This is a genomic window from Rothia dentocariosa ATCC 17931, from assembly GCF_000164695.2.
GTDB classification, from domain to species: domain Bacteria; phylum Actinomycetota; class Actinomycetes; order Actinomycetales; family Micrococcaceae; genus Rothia; species Rothia dentocariosa.
This window is the reverse complement of record NC_014643.1, coordinates 2236822-2256333: the sequence shown is the minus strand read 5'-3', so window position 1 is coordinate 2256333 and position 19512 is coordinate 2236822. Positions and strand designations below refer to the sequence as shown.

The 19512-nt window shown below is 52.9% G+C and carries 15 protein-coding genes; 14 read left to right on the top strand and 1 reads right to left on the bottom strand.

The annotated features are described in order from the left end of the window. Positions 1–2 precede the first annotated feature (2 nt). Together secF and HMPREF0733_RS09645 are read left to right on the top strand one after the other, a co-directional pair. Positions 3–1100 carry a protein translocase subunit SecF gene (gene secF, locus HMPREF0733_RS09650; RefSeq protein WP_004004751.1) on the top strand — a complete coding sequence of 366 codons (1098 nt, stop codon included), beginning with the start codon at positions 3–5 and terminating at the stop codon, positions 1098–1100. A 252-nt stretch (positions 1101–1352) separates the two neighbouring features. Beyond that, entirely contained in the window at positions 1353–3758 is a 2406-nt protein-coding gene (locus HMPREF0733_RS09645; protein ID WP_013399135.1) for a RelA/SpoT family protein, read from the top strand. 147 nt (positions 3759–3905) lie between these two features. Here HMPREF0733_RS09645 and HMPREF0733_RS09640 read toward each other — a convergent pair whose 3' ends face one another. Continuing rightward, the gene (locus HMPREF0733_RS09640) at positions 3906–5177 is read right to left on the bottom strand and encodes a DUF349 domain-containing protein (RefSeq protein WP_238382381.1); all 1272 of its coding nucleotides are present in this window, start codon (positions 5175–5177) and stop codon (positions 3906–3908) included. A gap of 282 nt (positions 5178–5459) precedes the next feature. Here HMPREF0733_RS09640 and hisS point away from each other — a divergent pair, with 282 nt between their 5' ends. The 12 genes from hisS to HMPREF0733_RS09580 all read left to right on the top strand — a co-directional run bounded on the left by hisS (position 5460) and on the right by HMPREF0733_RS09580 (position 19437). Next, positions 5460–6827, top strand: coding sequence for a histidine--tRNA ligase (hisS, locus tag HMPREF0733_RS09635; RefSeq protein WP_013399133.1), 1368 nt, complete (start codon positions 5460–5462; stop codon positions 6825–6827). Positions 6828–6969: 142 nt separating this feature from the next. After that, complete coding sequence (aspS, locus tag HMPREF0733_RS09630; RefSeq protein WP_013399132.1) at positions 6970–8742, top strand: aspartate--tRNA ligase; 1773 nt, start codon at positions 6970–6972, stop codon at positions 8740–8742. 153 nt (positions 8743–8895) lie between these two features. Further along, a complete protein-coding gene (locus tag HMPREF0733_RS09625; RefSeq protein WP_013399131.1) occupies positions 8896–9423 on the top strand; it encodes a P-loop NTPase family protein in 528 nt (175 codons plus the stop codon). A 34-nt stretch (positions 9424–9457) separates the two neighbouring features. Then, on the top strand, positions 9458–9892 hold the full coding sequence (gene dtd / locus HMPREF0733_RS09620) for a D-aminoacyl-tRNA deacylase (RefSeq protein WP_013399130.1): 435 nt from the start codon (positions 9458–9460) through the stop codon (positions 9890–9892). 31 nt (positions 9893–9923) lie between these two features. Next, positions 9924–11369 (top strand): replication-associated recombination protein A, encoded by a 1446-nt coding sequence (locus tag HMPREF0733_RS09615; protein ID WP_013399129.1) that lies wholly within the window; start codon positions 9924–9926, stop codon positions 11367–11369. Between the two features lie 483 nt (positions 11370–11852). Beyond that, complete coding sequence (gene rpsD / locus HMPREF0733_RS09610) at positions 11853–12485, top strand: 30S ribosomal protein S4 (protein WP_004004741.1); 633 nt, start codon at positions 11853–11855, stop codon at positions 12483–12485. 467 nt (positions 12486–12952) lie between these two features. Beyond that, entirely contained in the window at positions 12953–13348 is a 396-nt protein-coding gene (locus HMPREF0733_RS09605; protein WP_004004740.1) for a DUF948 domain-containing protein, read from the top strand. Next, positions 13349–13828, top strand: coding sequence for a hypothetical protein (locus tag HMPREF0733_RS09600; protein WP_004004738.1), 480 nt, complete (start codon positions 13349–13351; stop codon positions 13826–13828). An 85-nt stretch (positions 13829–13913) separates the two neighbouring features. Next, complete coding sequence (alaS, locus tag HMPREF0733_RS09595) at positions 13914–16595, top strand: alanine--tRNA ligase (RefSeq protein ID WP_013399126.1); 2682 nt, start codon at positions 13914–13916, stop codon at positions 16593–16595. A gap of 28 nt (positions 16596–16623) precedes the next feature. Then, positions 16624–17151: a Holliday junction resolvase RuvX gene (gene ruvX / locus HMPREF0733_RS09590; protein WP_013399125.1), complete on the top strand. Its 528-nt coding sequence runs from the start codon at positions 16624–16626 to the stop codon at positions 17149–17151. Continuing rightward, the gene (gene mltG, locus HMPREF0733_RS09585; protein ID WP_004004734.1) at positions 17148–18359 is read left to right on the top strand and encodes an endolytic transglycosylase MltG; all 1212 of its coding nucleotides are present in this window, start codon (positions 17148–17150) and stop codon (positions 18357–18359) included. The genes ruvX and mltG overlap by 4 nt, the downstream gene beginning before the upstream one ends. Before the next feature lie 163 nt (positions 18360–18522). Beyond that, entirely contained in the window at positions 18523–19437 is a 915-nt protein-coding gene (locus HMPREF0733_RS09580) for a shikimate dehydrogenase family protein (protein WP_041321794.1), read from the top strand. The last annotated feature ends 75 nt before the right edge of the window (positions 19438–19512 follow it).

Genomic DNA, 19512 nt, shown 5'->3' with positions numbered 1-19512 from the left:
TTATGGCTGCTGAAGTTAAGCCTAATGTTTTTGCGCGCTTCGGTAATGACCTGCACTCGGGTGCCCGGTCTTATCCTTTCATCGGCAAGCGCCGCCTTTGGCTCTTACTTGCGGTTCTACTGATGGCGGTATCTGTTGCCATACCGCTTGTAAGCGGTGGATTTAACCTGGGTATTGATTTCCGTGGTGGCTCGGAATTTGTGGTATCTCGAACCACTCATACTGAGGTATCTGAGGGCGAAAACGCCGTGAAAGAGCATGCGCCCTCGGCATCGGATGTGCGTGTTACAAATATCGCCCCTGGAACTATCCGCGCTCAAATGAGCAAGCTCTCTGATAACGAAACCCTCAGTGTTAAGAAAGCTCTGCAAGATGCTTATGGCGTGAGCGAGAATGACGTAACCTCTTCTTATGTTGGTCCTACCTGGGGCGAAGATGTAACTCGCCAGGCGTTCTTCGGGTTGATCGTGTTCGTGATCCTTGCCCTGATCGGCATGGCGTTCTATTTCCGCACGTGGAAGATGTCGCTGGCCTCTATAGCTGGGTTGCTTTTTACCGTGGTTGTTACGGTAGGAATTTACGCGGCTCTCGGATTCGAGATTACCCCGAGTGCGATCATCGGTTTCTTGACGATTTTGAGCTACTCACTGTACGACTCGGTGGTGGTTTTCGATAAGATCCGTGAGAACACCGAGGATGCTTTCTCCCGTAAAGACAGGACATTTGCGGAAGACATTAACCTTGCGGTGAACCAGACGTTGGTACGTTCAATTAACACCGCTATTGTTGGTGTTCTTCCGGTGGGTTCGATCCTCTTTATCGGCGCGTTTATGCTGGGCGCCGGTACTCTGCAAGATCTCTCGCTGTCATTGTTCGTCGGTATTCTGGTCGGCATGGTCGGTACACTCTTCGTATCGGCGCCGCTTTATGGAACCCTACGTTTGGGCGAGCGGAAGATTCTCGCCCACACACGTAAGGTTGAGGAATACCGCGCGAGTGGTCAGGCAGAGGCGGATGCCGCATCTGAGGATGACGATGATAAACCGCGTAAACGCCGTAAACCGAGTTTTGAAGTCAACGTTATAAACGCAGACCAATAACTTGACTGGGGCATATAAGTGAATAATCATAGGGGGCGTTCTCACAAGAGCGCCCCTTATGGTTTATGTAACACCTACAATAAATCTTGAAAGTTTCACTACATGAGTTTGCCGCACTTGCACAACAGTGAGTAGGATAAATAAACACATGAGAGTCTCACTCAAGATATCGTGATATCGCAGGTTTTATGGTGATGCGTGGGTCGACGATGATTCTCAATACGTGGAGGGCACGAGGAAGAAGGCAGAAAGATGAGCGCAGCAGGATCTCCCGTAATCCCCGATAACGAAGGCGGCATGCAGACGCAGCCGCCTAAGAAAATTGTGCGTGGCTCTCACCGTGTGATGGCGGCATCCGGACGTGTGCCTAACCGTTTGGTTTTTGGTCGCCGCATGCTTTCAACATCTGGGGGAGCCAACGAAAGCGCGTCCGTACGTTTCTCACCGCTTTTAGCGCCTGTTGTACGCGCCGTGCGGAAATATCACCCCGATGAAGATATTCAAGTTCTGCAGCGTGCCTTTGAAATAGCGAATAAATATCACGAAGGTCAAAAGCGTAAAAGTGGCGATCCGTATATTACCCACCCCGTTGCCGTGACCGCGATTCTTGCTGAAATGGGCGCGACCGGTCCTGTCTTGGCAGCGGGGCTTCTGCATGACACAGTCGAAGACACCGAATACACCATGGAAGAGCTCACAGAGGAGTTCGGCGAAGAGGTTGCTTACCTTGTTGATGGTGTGACAAAGCTCGACAAAATGACTTATGGCGAGCACGCATCCATCGAGACTATTCGCAAACTCGTGCTATCGATGAGTAAAGATATTCGCGTGCTTCTTATCAAACTTGCCGATCGTCTGCACAATGCACGTACTTGGCGTTTTGTGGCTGCAGGGTCGGCGGCGCGGAAAGCTGAAGAAACTCTTAAAATTTATGCTCCGCTGGCCCATCGCTTGGGACTCAACACCATCAAGTGGGAGCTTGAGGACCTGTCATTTGCCGCGATGAGCCCCGAAATATATGCCGAAATTGTGCGTATGGTGGGGGAGCGTACTCCTAAACTTGAAAAATTTCTTGATGAATCACGTAGCAAGATTACAGAGCGTTTAGACTCGGTGGGGCTTGAGGCTACGGTGACGGGCCGCCCGAAGCATTACTATTCCATTCATCAAAAAATGAAAACCAAAGGGCGTAGTTTTGACGAGATTAACGATATTCTCGCGGTGCGCATTATGGTCGAAACGGATGAACAATGTTACACCGTTTTAGGGCATATACTTTCACTCTGGCCTGCTATGCCGGGGCGTTTCAAAGATTATATTAAGAATCCTAAAAATAACAATTATCAATCATTACATTTGACGGTTTATGGGCCGGGTAATTTACCGTTGGAAATTCAAATCCGCACCTATAAGATGCATGAGGAAGCGGAATACGGTGTTGCCGCGCACTGGCGATATAAAGCGGCTTCGCGGGGTGAGAAAATAACCCAGCAGAAACACGAGCCGGGAGCGCATACCTCTGCCATGAATGTGGGGATTTTGCAGTCTATTGCCGAAATCTCTAATTCCAACCCTGAGTCAGATAAATTCTACGAGTCTCTGGCGGAAACTCTCGATACCGATGAGATCGTGGTGCTCACCCCCGACGGTGAAGCAATCGCTCTTCCCGCCGGGTCAACCCCCGTAGATTTTGCTTACGCTATTCACTCTGAAGTGGGGGATCGTACCGTTGGCGCTAAGGTGAATGGGCGCCTAGTGCCACTTCATACAGTGCTGCCCACGGGTTCAACAGTCGAAATTACGACCACCAAAAATGAGGACGCTGGCCCTAGCGAGGACTGGCTCAAATTCGTGCGTTCATCGCGAGCGCGAACAAAGATTCGTCAGCATTTCGCAAAAGAACGCCGTCTTGAGGCTCTGGATCGCGGGCGTGAAGCTCTCACTAAGAGCATGCGCAATAATGAGCTGCCGCTGCAGAAGATGATGAGCCCAGAGCTCATGACGCAGGTAGCTCAACAGCTGCACAAGAATGACGTTGCAACGCTGTACCGAGCAATTGGTGAGAACGAAATATCGCCAAAGCAGGTGATTGACTCTCTTGTCGAGCTCTATAATGGCGACCAGATTGAAGAATCTGAGGTTGAGGTTAGCGACTTTGATGAGACCCTGCTTAAGCAGACTCACCGTGCCGTCAGCGATAACGGCGTGGTCGTTCCAGGTGCCGAGGGCGTGCTGACGAAGATTGCACGATGCTGCACACCGGTTCCGCCCGATGACATCATTGGCATGGTGACTCGGTATAACGGTATTTCAGTACATAGGCGCGACTGCCCCAATATGCGTAATGCCGATGAGGAGCCCCGTATTACCACGGTGGAGTGGGCTTCATCCCCGGACGCCATGTACCGCGTGCAGATTCAGGTGGAGGGCCTGGACCGTAAGGGTCTGCTCAGCGACCTCATCCGAGCTATTTCAGAGGCCGGAGTAAGCATTCTGGATGCGCGCGTGCACACCTCTGAGGATCGTACCGTCATCGACCGGTTTGCGGTTGAGCTAGGGGACAGGTTTATGCTGGAGCATGTCTTGAACGTTGTGCGCAACGTTGCGGGCGTCTATAAGGCGTATCGTCTCACCGGTGCCAAGCCAGCGGCTGCATAGTCTTACAGTAGGTGCGTGAAAATCTGCGCAGGGTGTAAAGCGTGTAAGCAGGGCATAGCTTGGCAGATAAACACAAAAATTCCGGGGTCTCCCGATTGGGAACCACCCGGAATTTTTGTACCTTCGTAAGAAAGGAAGGAACAAGCTTTAGGCGTTGAAACCTTCAAGGGTCGCTGCCCAGGCGCGGCGCGCCTCCAAAGCCTCCTGCGCCTTGGCGATCTTCTTAGCATCGCCGGAGGCCTGTGCTGCCTGTAGCTCAGACTCAAGCTCGGCGAGCGAATCCTGGATCTGGGTGAGCAGCGAGTTTGCGCGGGCTGCCTTAGCGGGATCGTTCTTCTTCCATTTAGCGGCTTCTGCACCGTTGATTTCATCCTGAATCTTACGAAGTTCAGAATCTATACGGCGCAAATCTGCGCGCGGAACTCGACCGGCTGCATCCCAACGATCAAGGATCTTCTCAAAAGCCTTTTTAGCGGCAGAAATGTCGGTTACCGGCAACAGGGCGCGAGCTTCAACTAGGAGAGCCTCTTTAACCTTGAGATTCTCGGCATATGCTTCGTCCTGTTGTGCTTCGGCGGCGTTGCGGGCATCAAAGAAGACATCCTGAGCGGCACGGAAACGCGCCCACAGTTTATCGTCCTCACGGCGAGAACCGCGCGGAACTTCCTTCCAAGCACGCATCAACTTGCCGTATTCACGTGAGGTCTCAGACCAATCGGTTGAAGAAGACAGCTGTTCAGCGCGAGCGATCAACTCTTCCTTCGCGCGTTTGATGCGGGCGTTACGGTCGTCAAGCTGCGAGAAATGCGCCCGACGGTTGCGGTCGAAGGTGGTGCGGGCGGCGCGGAATCGTTTCCACAGCTCGTCTTCAACTGATTTTGCCAAATGAATTTCACGCTGTGCTTGTTTCCACGCATCGAAGAGCTCGTTCATACGGGCATGAGAATTCTTCCAATGGATTTTCTCAACATCCTGAGCCGCAATCTGCTCAGCCTCAGCAACGATCTCTTCGCGCGCCGCCAGAGCACGTTCACGGTTCTCGGCACGTTCCTGCTGCTGAGCCTCGCCCAGCTTAATAATGCGTTCGTTCAATGCGGACAGGCGCTCCTGCAAGCTTGCGTAATCGCCCACCATATTGCGCACACCAATTTGCGCACCGATGGAGGTGATACCCTTTTGCAGATCTGCCGCCGGGGAATTATTCTCAACACGCGATTCGAGCAGAGAGACCTGTGCCTCAACGTTCTCGAACTTGCGGGCGAAATATGCCAGGGCTTCTTCTTCGGATGCACCGGGCAACTGCCCTACGGCGTACTCTTCACCCTCAACAATCACAAAAACATGACCGTCATCGGATACACGACCAAACTTACGTGCCTGCTCAAGGTTTACCTGGGTGTCGTCGGATTTAATAGTCACCGCTATAACTCTCATTCACTAGGGGCATGAAAAACCCATCGGAAGAATAGGCTCTATGTCATGCCGGGGAAACGTCTCATGGCTATAGTCCGAAACATATAGCGCATCTATACAGCATAGCGGGTGTATACGGTTTATACATCCTATAGCGGCATGTGACGCGCCAGAATAGGCGCGAAGTTTTGCGGTTCGCTGTGGGCGCATCCTTGTTATGATTAAAAGGCTGTGCGCGTCACACAATATGGCGCACATCTGATACCACGATTTCAAGGAGAGAAGCATATGGCTCGCAAGGCATCGCTGTCTGGTTTTCCGGAGTATTTACCGGCTGAACGACTTGTTGAGAACCATGTTCTTGACACTCTGCGTAAGACCTTCGAGCTTCACGGTTTTTCTTCGATTGAGACCCGTTCGGTTGAGACTATTGAGCAGCTTCTTCGCAAGGGTGATATTGATAAGGAAGTTTACTCGATCTCTCGCCTGCTGGATGATAACGCCACTAAAGCTAAAGAAAAACTTGCTCTGCATTTCGATCTGACCGTGCCTTTCGCGCGGTACGTGGTTGAGAACGCTGGGTACCTGAATTTCCCGTTCTCTCGCTACCAGATTCAGAAAGTTTGGCGCGGCGAGCGCCCGCAGGAGGGGCGTGCACGCGAGTTTACCCAGGCTGATATTGATGTTGTGGGTGATGGTGAACTGCCTTTCCGCTATGACGTGACCCTCGCTCTCGTTGTCGTGGATGCACTCTCAAAACTTCCTATTCCCGATTTCAAACTTCGGGTGAACAATCGCAAACTTGCGGAGGGTTTTTATCGTGGGCTAGGACTTACCGATACAGCCGCGGTGCTGCGTTCCATTGACAAACTTGAAAAAATTGGTGCGGATGCGGTGGCGCAGGAACTTCAGCGTGAAGCTGGTGCCTCTGAAGAGCAGGCTCAAGCAGCCCTAGAGCTTGCGCAGATTCGTACTGAGGATTCATCTTTTGCGGCTCAGGTCCGTGAACTCGCTGAGCAGTACAAGGTTGAGCATGAACTTCTTGATCGGGGTGTTATCGAGCTTGCCGAAGTTATTGATGAGGCTGCCCGCCGTGCCCCCGGAAAAGTTCTTGCTGATCTCTCTATCGCGCGCGGGCTGGATTATTACACCGGTACCGTATACGAGACTGTGCTTGTGGGGCATGAATCGTTAGGGTCGATTTGTTCGGGCGGTCGGTACGAGTCACTAGCCTCGAACGGGAAGAAAACCTATCCCGGAGTTGGGCTGTCAATTGGGGTAACCCGCCTGGTGGCGCGCATCCTCTCGCAGGGGTTTGCGCAGGCTACCCGTAAGGTTCCCTCTGCGGTATTTATCGCCCTCACTAATGATGAAGGCTGGTCTGCCGCTAATGATGTCGCCGATGCACTCCGGTCGCGCGGTATCGCTTGTGAAGTTTCGGCGAACGCAGCAAAATTTGGTAAGCAAATCAAATATGCTGAAAAACGCGGTATTCCCTTCGTCTGGTTTATTTCGACGGAGGATGACGGCGAGCTGGCGCACGAGGTCAAGGATATTCGTTCGGGGGAACAAGTTGCTGCGGACCCCGCGATCTGGATGCCGCCAGAAGAAGACCTGAACGTGCGTGTAGTGCCTGCCGAGAGCATCGGCTCATAAAATATTGCGGGTGTCGCCACACTATAGTGAGTGGCGGCATTACAATGGGAAAATGCGCACGCAGTGTGCGTATCTTAAAAATCAAGCGCATGCACCCGGCTACTGTCTATAGTCGTGAGGTGCCTGCAATGAAAGGAATGCAGTGCTTCGCACCCATACCAATGGCGAGCTCACCGCCGCCAACATCGGAGAAACCGTAACCCTCACCGGCTGGGTAGCTCGTCGTCGTGACCACGGCGGCGTAGCTTTCGTCGATTTGCGTGATCGCGCGGGCGTTACCCAATGCGTGTTCCATAACGAAGATGATTTTGAGCACCTACGCAATGAGTACGTTCTGCGTGTAACCGGTCAGGTGACCAAGCGCCCTGAGGGAAATGAAAACCCGAATCTTGCAACCGGCGAAATTGAGGTTGAAGTTTCTGCGGTCGAGGTTCTTAATACTGCGGCACCGCTTCCATTCCAGATTGACGAGCATGTTGAAGTTGGTGAAGAGGCGCGTCTGCGCTACCGTTATCTCGATCTTCGCCGCCCCGAACCCGCTCGCATCATGCGCCTGCGTTCCGACGCTAACCGCGCGGCACGCAACCTGCTTGCTGATGACGGTTATCTAGAGGTTGAAACCCCCACTCTTACCCGATCAACACCCGAAGGTGCCCGTGACTTCCTGGTTCCTGCGCGTTTGGCACCTGGTTCTTGGTATGCGTTGCCGCAGTCACCCCAGCTATTTAAACAGCTCCTGCAGGTGGGCGGCATTGAAAAGTACTACCAGATTGCTCGATGCTACCGCGATGAGGACTTCCGTGCGGACCGTCAGCCTGAGTTCACTCAGCTCGATATTGAGGCATCCTTCGTAGATCAGGACGACATTATTGACTTGGGCGAACGCATTGTCGAGGCTGTCTGGAACCTGATTGATGTGCAGATTCCCCGTCCTATTCGCCGTATGACCTATACCGAAGCGATGGAGAAATACGGTACCGACAAGCCAGATCTGCGTTTTGGTCTTGAGCTGACCGAACTTACCGATTATTTTGCCAACACCACTTTCCGGGTGTTTAAGGCTCCCTACGTGGGTGCCGTGGTGATGCCCGGCGGTGCTTCTCAGCCGCGCCGCACCCTGGATGCATGGCAGGAATGGGCAAAGCAGCGCGGTGCGAAGGGCCTGGCCTATGTACTCGTGCAGGAAGACGGCGAACTGACTGGTCCTGTTGCGAAGAATATCACTGATGAGGAACGTGCAGGTCTTGCTGCAGCAACCGGCGCCAACCCCGGGGACTGCATCTTCTTCGCCGCCGGTGAAGCTAAACAGGCGCGTGCTCTGCTGGGCGCTGCCCGTGTTGAGATCGGTCACCGTACCGGCCTTATCAAGGACGGCGAGTGGTCGTTCCTGTGGGTTGTGGATGCGCCTCTCTTCGAGTCTGCCGCAGAGGCCACCGAGTCAGGAGATGTCGCGCTGGGGCACTCAGCATGGACTGCCGTGCACCACGCCTTCACGGCGCCAAAACCCGAGTTCTTGGATACCTTCGACAAGGACCCCGGTTCGGCGCTGGCATACGCCTATGATATTGTCTGCAATGGTAACGAGATCGGTGGCGGTTCTATCCGTATCCACCGCCGTGACGTGCAGGAACGTGTTTTTGCGGTCATGGGAATTGGCGAGGAAGAAGCACAGGAGAAGTTCGGCTTCTTGCTGGACGCCTTCAAGTACGGCGCACCTCCGATGGGCGGTATCGCATTTGGATGGGATCGCATTATCTCGCTTCTTGCGGGGGTAGATTCAATTCGCGAGGTTATTGCCTTCCCGAAGACCGGTAACGGCTATGACCCGCTGACTGCCGCACCCGCGCCGATTACGCCGCAGCAGCGCAAGGAAGCAGGCGTTGATTTCAAGCCGAAGAAGGACGACGAGAAGTAGTTCTTGCTTGAAAGCCTCGGTGCGTGATCGCTGAGAGGAAAGCGGGCTGTAGATACACCACGGTGTATATGCAGCCCGCTTTCGTCGTTTCGGTGCGTATTCGTGTATGGGTTAGCTATTCTGGAAAGAGTCCTCGTACGAAAGGGAGGAGCTATGCGCATCCTCATGACAGGCGCCAGTGGCAGCGGTAAAACCACATTTGCCGGAAGACTTGGCGCGATTTTAGGCATACCGCATACCGAAATGGATTCTTTGCACTGGGGCGAGAACTGGACGCCCCGCCCCAGTTTTGAAGCAGATGTGGATGAGCTCGCGGCGCAGGATTCGTGGATTACAGAATGGCAGTATTCGCAGGTACGTGAGCGTCTTCTAGAGCGTGCTGATACCGTCATTTACCTGCATTATCCGAGATGGTTTGTTGAGCAGCGGGTTATTCGAAGAACCCTACACCGGGCAGTGACTCGTGAAAAACTCTGGGCGGGAAATACTGAGCCGCCCCTGTGGAGCGTTTTTACCGACCCCGAAAATATGATTCGCTACACCTGGAGCAGCTACCCTAAATATGCGCCTCTGATGGCCGAAGCACGCAGAAATCACCCTGACAAACGATATATCGAATTCCGAACACCCCGTGAAGCAGAGAAATTTCTGCAAGCGGTACAGCTTCGCGGAAGTATCTGAACGTCTTATAAACATTGAAAGGCAGAGCATACCCATGCGAGTTATTTTGCAGCGTGTAAGCCGCGCATCCGTGCGTGTAGAGAATAAAATCGTTGGGGTGATTGAAGAAACCGGGTATCTTGCACTCGTCGGTATTACCCATGAGGACGGCGAGGCCCAACTGGCGAAAATGGCGGATAAGACCGCTAACCTGCGCCTTTTTGATGGCGAAAAATCCGCGCTTGAGGTTGATGCGCCCGTTCTCGCCGTTAGTCAATTCACGCTCTACGGAGATGCGAAAAAAGGCAGGCGCCCGTCGTGGTCGAAAGCGGCTCCGGGCGCTGTCAGCGAGCCGATTTTTGAGGCTTTTGTCCAGAAGCTTCGCGCTATCGGGCTCCGTGTTGAAACAGGAGTTTTCGGCGCCGATATGCAGGTTGAACTCGTTAATGACGGACCGGTAACCCTCATTCTCGATAGCGAAACCCTCTAGATACCGCGTGTACGCACGGTAGAGTTGAAATATGGCAGATTCGCTTTTTGACCTTGACCTTCCAGACGACGAAGATCGCGTAAAATTTGCGTCCACACCGTCTTCACGTACCGCATCCCAAGCACCCTTGGCAGTACGTATGCGCCCGCGTCACGTCGATGAAGTTTTTGGACAAGCCCATCTGCTGACCCCAGGGTCTCCGCTTCGTGTGCTTGCTGGTGCCGATAAGTCTGGACCAGCAGGACCTTCATCTGTTATTTTATACGGCCCTCCCGGCACCGGGAAAACCACATTGGCGCATGTCATCGCACGTGCGCCGGGGCGTAAATTCGTCGAACTTTCCGCTATTACCGCCGGAGTTAAAGACGTTCGCGCTGTTATGGACCAAGCACTTTTAGACCGTGACATGTACGGCACCACAACAGTGCTTTTTCTTGACGAGATTCACCGGTTTACGAAGGCTCAACAAGATGCGCTGTTGCCCGGAGTCGAAAACCGCTGGGTTATTCTTGTGGCGGCAACGACGGAAAATCCCTCGTTCAGCGTGATTTCGCCTCTTCTTTCACGTTCACTTTTGCTCCGGGTGCATTCTTTGGAGCCAGCCGATATTGAGTCTTTAATTAACCGAGCGCTCGAAGACCCTCGCGGGTTCAACGGTGCTGCTGTGATTGATGAAGATGCTCGTGCCCACCTTGCCGCAGTCTCCGGTGGCGATGCACGCCGCTCGCTGACTTCTTTAGAAGCGGCCGCCGCCATAGCCTTCAGCGAGCATGAACAGGTCGAATCCCCGGATGAGAACGCGGAATCTGGGGGAGAGGTAAACCCTAGAGAACCCGTGCGCATTACTCTGGCACATGCCCAGGAAGCTGTTGACCGTGCTGCCGTTCGCTACGATAAAGGCGGCGATCAGCACTACGACGTGATTAGCGCCTTCATTAAATCTATACGCGGTTCCGATGCTGATGCCGCCGTCCACTATCTAGCGCGCATGCTCGAAGGCGGCGAAGACCCACGCTTTGTGGCGCGGCGCATTATGATTGCGGCGAGTGAAGATATCGGTCTTGCCGATCCGCAGGCGCTTCAAGTAGCGACCGCCGCCGCCCAGTCGGTGGCGTTGGTCGGCATGCCAGAGGCACGTATTATTCTGTCGCAGGCGGTGATCTACTGTGCCTTAGCGCCCAAATCAAATGCGGCATATGTGGCTATTAATAAGGCAATAGCGGATGTACGATCTGGGCTTTCGGGGCAGGTTCCAGCTCATCTTCGAGACGCCCACTATGCGGCCGCCGCCAATTTGGGACACGGCGACGGATATATTTATGCGCACGATGAGCCGGGGCATGTGGCGGCTCAACAGTATTTGCCGGATACCTTGCGGGATAAGGTCTACTACGAGCCGACTCAGTATGGATTTGAACGAACCCTGGCTGAACGGCGCGAACGTATCCGAGAAATTCTGAATCGAGCCGATAGCTAACCGAACAGAAAAGCGGTATGCACCACCTCGGCCGTGGTGTATACCGCTAGAGTGAGATGTGATAGATAAACTCCGAATGCGCACCAGACTCTTATGAGCCCGGAAGTCGGTCGCACATCCGGTGTACTGCCTTTATTCTATGACATGGTAAAGATTCGGTAAAGGAACTTCTGTCATAAAGTTTTGAGGGAGTGTCATAATGTGTTCTTGCGCATGGTTGAGAACACAAAATTTGTGCGGTACTCAGCTAGATTCTGAATGCGAACCACGGTAGACTTGATGGGTCTGGCAGTCTCGTTATACCCACTATATAGCGCAGTATATTGTGTTTTGGTTTAGGAATAACGCTGACGTAGTGCTGGGGTACTCTGCCCCAAACTCTCCGCCCCACCACCCGGTGCGGGTAAACCGAGGAGGCCAGCTCCAAAAAGATAAGAGCCCTTAGCGTGAATACATGAGGGTTCTGCACTATGAAAGGTAATTGTGGCTAAAAATAACCGCACCCGCCGTACCGTGCGTCAGTCCCGTGCTTTGGGCATCGCACTGACCCCGAAGGCAGAAAAGTACCTTGAGCGCCGTCCTTACGGCCCCGGTCAGCATGGTCGTGCCCGCAAGAAGGCTGATTCTAACTATGCTACCCAGCTGAAGGAAAAGCAGCGTTTGCGCGCTCAGTACAACATTCGTGAGGCACAGATGCGCCGCGCATACCTTGAAGCAAAGCGTGTCGAGGGTCAGACCGGTAAGAACCTGGTTGAGCACCTTGAGACCCGTCTTGACGCTCTGGTTCTGCGTTCGGGCTTTGCTCGCACCATTGCACAGGCTCGTCAGATGGTTGTACACCGTCACATTATGGTTGACGGTGTGCGCGTGGATCGTCCTTCGTTCCGTGTTAAGCCCGGCCAGCTGATTCACGTTCACCCGAAGTCTGAGAAGACCACTCCTTTCCAGGTCGCAGCTGCGGGCGAGAACCAGGCAGTTCTGCCTGAGGTTCCGGCATACCTGAACGTCGAAATCGAGAAGCTGCACGCTAAGCTCGAACGCGCCCCCAAGCGCGAAGAGATCCCTGTGGTCTGCGATGAGCAGCTGGTTGTTGAGTACTACTCACGCCTAGCATAATCTCGAATTTTCGAGAAGGTAACCCCTACCTACGGTTCGGCTGTAGGAGGGGTTATTTTTATTGCATGATGTCTTGTGAGCTATTACCGGTTTAATAGACGGTACAACATTTATTGAAGGTGTTTACTTGCTTCGGAACCCAAAATCCAGGTCGGTGGTGTATGACTAAACCTGAGGATTATTCCTCAATGTTGTTGCATCTTATGCATGTCTTATAGAGTTTGATGAGGGTAATAAACGTGGAATCTGAACTGTAACGAGATGCCGCAGTAAGTGTAAATTTTTTATAAAACCCCTGGTAGAGCTGTATATTTTGACGACAAGCGGCGTTCAAAATGGGCATGCACAAGGTTTTTCATTTATGATGGAGTAAGCCGTGGGTACGGTTTTTCTGTGTGCTCGCTTCAAAGCTCGTTTCTCGCGGGCGCCCACTGTGTTTTACTGGTTGATATAGGAAAGAGGTCGTGATGAGTGGTGGAGACATTGCAGGTCTGATAGCTGCCGGTGTTTTCGCAATTCTTGTGGCGTTACTTGCTTTACCTATTATTCGCCTGACTAAAGTTTTCGATGAACTTATCGTGACCATTCGTTCACTCAACCAGAGCACATCGCCTTTGATCGACGAAGTTACTAAAACAGTCGTTACCACGAATGAGCAGCTTGAGAAGGTAGACGGTATCACCTCTAACGTATCCGATGCTTCCGCGAACGTTTCTGCCCTGTCTTCTTTGGTGACCTCAACTGTGGGGCAGCCCCTTATTAAAGTTGCTTCGTTCTCATACGGTGTCCGTCAGGCATTCCGCGGTAAGAAGCCTGGTGACGACGATCGTGCAGCTGGTACTTCACAGGGAGGTGAACAGTAATTGGGTTTATTTCGGTCAGTTCTTCTTGTGGGAGCGGGCGCAGCGGTAGGCTATTTCGCGTCAAAACGTGCCAGCGCATCGCCCGAAAAGAAAACAGGCGCTCTTGTTCAGTACCAACAGGGTACACTCGCTCTTAACCCGGAGTCACAGGTGGGAAAGTTTTTCGATTCACCCGTTGGTAAGCCTCTTCAACCCTATGCGCTTAAAGCTGTCGAATTTGCTGCGCGTGTTCGTGAAGGCATGCAGGAAAAAGAAGCTGAACTTCATGCTAAAGTTGAGCGACAGAAACAGGATATACGTCCTGGTTCTATAGATACCTGGGACCGTCAGATGAGTGAGCAAGAAATTGCTTCCACAAATCGGGCTGCTGCCGAGCGGGAACTGCTCGACGTGGAATCGCGGATTGCCGCTACAGAGGAGGAACTTCGCTCCGCCCGCATCCAACGTGACCGAGAGCTGGGTGAAGATTTCTTTAACTAGCCGGTACTGTAACGTAGCCGTAATGACGGCATGACGAACTTGATAGATTTCGTAGAATTTCACACAGAATTGTCTAAGGAAAGCGATGCTCTCACAGGAAATTTCTAAGCGTTGGATCGAATTTTTCGAGAAGCGCGGACATACCGTGGTGCCTTCTGCATCACTCATCTCAAACGAACCCGGTGCCATGTTTACCATTGCCGGTATGGTGCCCTTTATCCCTTATTTTCTTGGACGAGAGACCCCTCCGTTCTCGCGTGCAACAAGCGTTCAGAAGTGTATTCGTACCCTCGACATTGAAGAAGTAGGTAAGACCGCCCGTCATGGCACCTTCTTCCAGATGGCGGGTAACTTTTCATTCGGTGACTATTTCAAAGAGCAAGCTATTCCTTTCGCCTACGAACTACTCACCGCTAGCCAGGATAAAGGCGGTTACGGGTTAGATCCGGAACGTCTGTGGGTGACCATTTACGAAGGAGACAATGAAGCCTTCGACGTATGGACTAAAACCGTAGGATTCCCAGAAGAACGTATTCAACGCATGGGCATGAAGGAAAACTACTGGTCTACAGGTCAGCCTGGTCCTGCAGGCCCCGATTCCGAAATTTTCTACGACCGCGGACCCGCATACGGCAAAGAAGGCGGTCCGGCGGTAGATGACGATCGCTATATTGAGATCTGGAACCTTGTGTTCATGCAGTATCAGCGTGGTGAAGGGATCGGTAAGGAAGACTTCGAGATTCTGGGTGAATTGCCCAAGAAGAATATCGATACCGGTTTAGGCGTTGAGCGTTTGGCGATGCTTCTGCAGGGTGTTGAAAACTTCTACGAAACCGATCAGGTGCGCCCGGTACTTGACGCCGCTTCGAAGCTCTCCGGGAAAAAATACCACGGCTCTGAATCTCCCGAAGATCCGGGGTATGAAGACGATGTGCGCATGCGTGTGGTCGCGGACCATATTCGCTCTTCTCTCATGCTGATTGCCGATGGTGTGACTCCCTCCAACGAAGGACGCGGCTATATTCTACGCCGCCTGATGCGCCGCGCTATTCGTGCGATGCGTCTGCTGGGCGTTACTGAACCGTGCCTGCCTATCCTATTCCCCGCTTCTCGCGATGCGATGGCTGGTGCTTTCCCCTACGTGGCGGATGATTTCGAGCGTATTTCCCGCATCGCTTATGCCGAGGAAAAGGCATTTTTGCATACGATTGAAACCGGCACCGAGCGTTTGGAAGAAGCCGTTGCTACGGCTAAGAAAGACGGGTCAAACTCTGTTTCTGGGGCAGAAGCATTTGCGCTGCACGATACCTACGGATTCCCAATCGACCTGACCCTTGAAATGGCCGCTGAAGCAGGCGTAAAGGTTGATGAGAAGGCGTTCCGCGAACTGATGGCTGAGCAGCGTCACCGTGCTCAGGCTGATGCTAAGGCTAAAAAAGGTTCTTTCGCAGATCTCTCTGAGCTTCGTAAGCTCGTGGATGAACGTGGTTCTATCTTTACCGGGTACACCGAACTTCGCACTGAGACTCATCTTCGTGCTTTGCTGAAGGATGGGGTTTCCGTTCCCGTAGCTAAAGCGGGCGATAAGATTGAGGTTGTTTTGGATGAAACCCCGTTCTATGCGGAGGGCGGCGGACAGGCAGCTGATACCGGCGTGATTACTGGAAACGGTTTCGTGATTGATGTTCAGGACGTGCAGCAGCCTGTCAAGGGTTTGAGTGTTCACCGCGCCGTTGTTCGTGAAGGTGAAGCGCATCCGGGCGCTGAAGTTGTGGCGCAGGTTGATGTGCAGCGACGTCGAGATGGTGAAAAAGCCCATTCGGGTACCCATATTGTTCATGCGGCTTTGCACCAGGTATTGGGTAATGAAGCAACTCAGCGTGGTTCCTTCAATAAGGAAGGCTACCTGCGTTTTGACTTCGCATGGGGTGAGAGCCTATCTGACTCCGCTAAGCGTGAAGTCGAAGAGGTAGCAAACCTCGCTATCCGGGATAATCACGAAGTTATTGCGCGTGAGATGCCTCTTGCCGAGGCTAAAGCCCTAGGCGCTATGAGCCTCTTCGGCGAGAAGTATGGCAACATCGTGCGTATGGTCGAAATCGGTGGAGAGTTCTCGCGTGAGCTTTGTGGCGGCACCCACGTAGGAACTTCATCTGAAATTGGTTCTCTGACTCTGCTCACTGAACAGTCTGTGGGCTCGGGTAACCGCCGCGTTGAGGCACTGGTCGGTATGAATTCTTTCGAGCATCTTGCCGCTGAGCGTACCCTAGTCAATCAGCTGACCGGCATGATGAAAGTGCAGTCCTCGGCTGAACTACCCGAGAAAATAAACCAGACGTTGGCGAAACTAAAGTCAGCTGAGAAAGAACTTGAAAAGCTGCGCCGCGAGAAGCTTCAGGCTGAGGCTGGTAAGCTTTTAGAAAACGCGCAAACCATCGGCAGCGTACGAGTTCTTACACATCATGCGGGAGAGCTGGACGCCAACGGTGTTCGTTCGCTAGCGTTAGATTTACGTTCACGCTTCGGCTCTGAAGCTGCCGTTGTGGCGGTGACTGGCGTGGCCAATGGTCGCCCGGTTATTCTTGTCGCCACAAATGAAGGTGCCCGTGAAGCTGGCATTAAAGCCGGTGCCTTGGTGCGACTCGCAGCAGGTATACTCGGCGGCGGTGGCGGCGGCAAGGACGATGTTGCACAGGGCGGCGGACAGGATGCTTCGAAGGTTTCAGAAGCACTGGATGCTATCCGCAACGCGATAGCGCAGGCATAACTTGACTGAATTTCAACGAGGAGTACGGATGGGTGTTGACGTGGGTAATGCCCGCGTTGGCACGTCATTGAGCGACCCAGACGGCATTCTGGCGACTCCGCTCAAGACACTCCGTCGTGACAGCAAGAAGAACTCGGACCGTCGAGTTCTCCGCAAACTTGTGGAGGTTAACGACGTGAAAGAGATCTTTGTGGGGCTTCCCAAAACCATGCGGGGAGGAGAGTCGGACTCCACCCGCATGGCACGGGATTACGCCCACGCTTTGCGCTCCGAATTGGATGCAGAAGGAAATACACACATCAACATTTGGCTGGTCGATGAGCGTCTCACCACGGTGAGTGCGCATCGTTCCCTCCACGAGGCTGGTGTATCCAGCCGAAATTTCAAGACTATGGTTGACCAGGTTGCTGCTGTTAACATATTGCAGTACAGTCTGGATGCTCTTAAAGCTGGGCAAGCTGTCGCTGGATATCTGGTGCATGAATCACCTCGCGAAGATTCCCATCTGCAAGAGACTATAGACGGCCCCGTCAACGAAACGGAGAACCTTCAGTGACCGAAGAACCTACAAAACAGCGGACGCGAGAGAGTAGCTTAAGCGAGCTTCTCAGTCCGACACTCGCCGAAAGCCAGGCTGGCATTCGCGGTATCACCCTTGAGGATGAGGTGGTAACCGCTAGGGAGCTACGCGCGCGTAAGCGTCGCCGCCACACCATCATGGCAACAGCTTTGAGCGTCTTTGCCGTGGTACTTATTGTGCTTGGGGTGGTCTTCGTGCAGCGTTACGACATTAACCCCTTCAAAAATCGTGACTACTCGGGATCGGGAAATGGCGAGCCGGTAAGCTTCACGATTGAGCAGGGTGAGAGTACCGCGCAGATTGCGCAGGCGCTCAAAGAAAAAGACATTATTGCCGATCCTGGCAAGTTCATTGACGTGTACCAGAAAGAGGCTAACGGTAAAACTCTTAAAGCTGGTACCTATGAGTTGCAGAAGCAAATGAGCAGCTCTTCGGTCGTGAAGAACCTGGTAGATAGCGATAATAATATTTTCTATATCGCGGTTCAGCAGGGTAAGCGCATGAACGAGACGGTCGATATTATCGCTAAAGCTACCGAAGGCAAGATAAGCCGTCGTGATATTGAGGCTGCTATGTCTCACCCTGAAGAATACGGTATCCCGAAGAACTTCCCCTCAATGGAAGGCTGGCTGCACCCGGGCGAATACCGAATTCCGAAGGAAGGAACCGACGCCAAGAAAATCATTGAGGCTATGGTTTCGCGAACAAAGGCTGATCTGCAGGAAGCAGGAGTTAGCGGAGACCAACGAACCTTTGAGGTCCTGACTAAGGCTTCTATCGTGGAGCTTGAAGCACAGCCTAAGGACTATGTGGCCGTTGCGGGCATTATCAATAACCGCCTTAATAACCCCAAGGGTGAGACTAACGGTTTGATTCAGTCCGATGCTACCGTGACCTATGGCTTGGGTGTACGTTCATATCACCTCACGGAAGAGCAAAAGGCTGATAAGAATAATAAGTACAACACCTATGCGAATACGGGGCTGCCTGCAGGCCCGATTGCATCGCCAGGGTTGTCCTCAATCAAAGCGGTAGCAAATCCCGAGAACAACCCGTACTACTACTGGGTAACGGTTGACCTTGATACGGGTGAGACGAAGTACTCGCGCACCTACAAGGAACACCAGAAGTACGTTGACGAGTACAACCAGTGGTGTGAGGAACACTCAGGTCGCTGTAAGTAAGATACTGCGTGGTCAGTACTGAGGCACCGTATTTGTAGGTTCTGTACGGTTCTTCGTAAGACGGAATGGATGTTCCTTCCACTAAACTGGAAGGAGCATCCGTTTCGTTTATGTGTGTAAACTGACGGACAACCTAAATGGCATCGCGTGGGAAGGGAATACCATGACTAAAGCAGCGGCAGCACGACGAGCCTATGTGCTGGGCCATCCTATAGCGCATTCGCTCTCGCCAGTTTTACATACCGCTGCGTACCAGGTACTCAAAGAGAACATTACGTATGCCCGTCGTGACACACTCTCCGCGGATCTTCCGGCTCTCATGGACGAGGCAGAGGCTGGAGAAGCAATCTGCGGGTTTTCGGTCACGATGCCGCTTAAGACCGATATTATTCGGTATCTGCACTCAACAACCGCATTGGCTCGGGTGACTGGGGCGGTTAACACCGTTTTCTGGAGAAAGACAGAAGATACCGAAGCGCCGTTGCCGCATGGCCATAATACAGATGTCGGCGGCATCGTCAATGCACTTCTACATGCTGGGCTTGAAACTCACCAAGCAACAACACAACCGGCTATCCTGGGCGGCGGGGCAACCGCTATTTCTGCTCTAGCCGCCTTACATCGTTTGGGGTACACTCGTGTGACGGTGTACGCGCGTTCACTGCATAAGCTCTCTGCCATATATGACGCAGCAAAACGTCTGAGTCTTGAGGTCCAGGCAGAGCCTCTTACCCGGTTTCCGGAAGACTGCGCCGCGTATTACCCGGTGATCTCGACTCTCCCCGCTCATGCTGCAGATGATTTTACTGAAAACATACACAAGGTCTACCCGTACGCTGTTCTACTGGATGTAGCTTATGATCCGTGGCCGTCTCAGCTAGCGCAGATTTGGGAGCGGCGCGGCGGGTGCGTCGTATCAGGCCTTGAAATGCTTCTCTATCAGGCTCTCGACCAGGTGCGCGTTTTTACCGGGCATGCTACAGATCAGCGTCTCCCGCACGAGCTTGATGTGCTCAATGCGATGTGTGCCGCTGTCAATCTTGCTCCGCGTGAACAGCTTCCTGACATTGTGCGCTAAAAGAGACGTTAGAATTTATATACAGATTCAAACTTTGACGGTGCCGGAACTCTCAGGACGGCAAAACGGAGATGA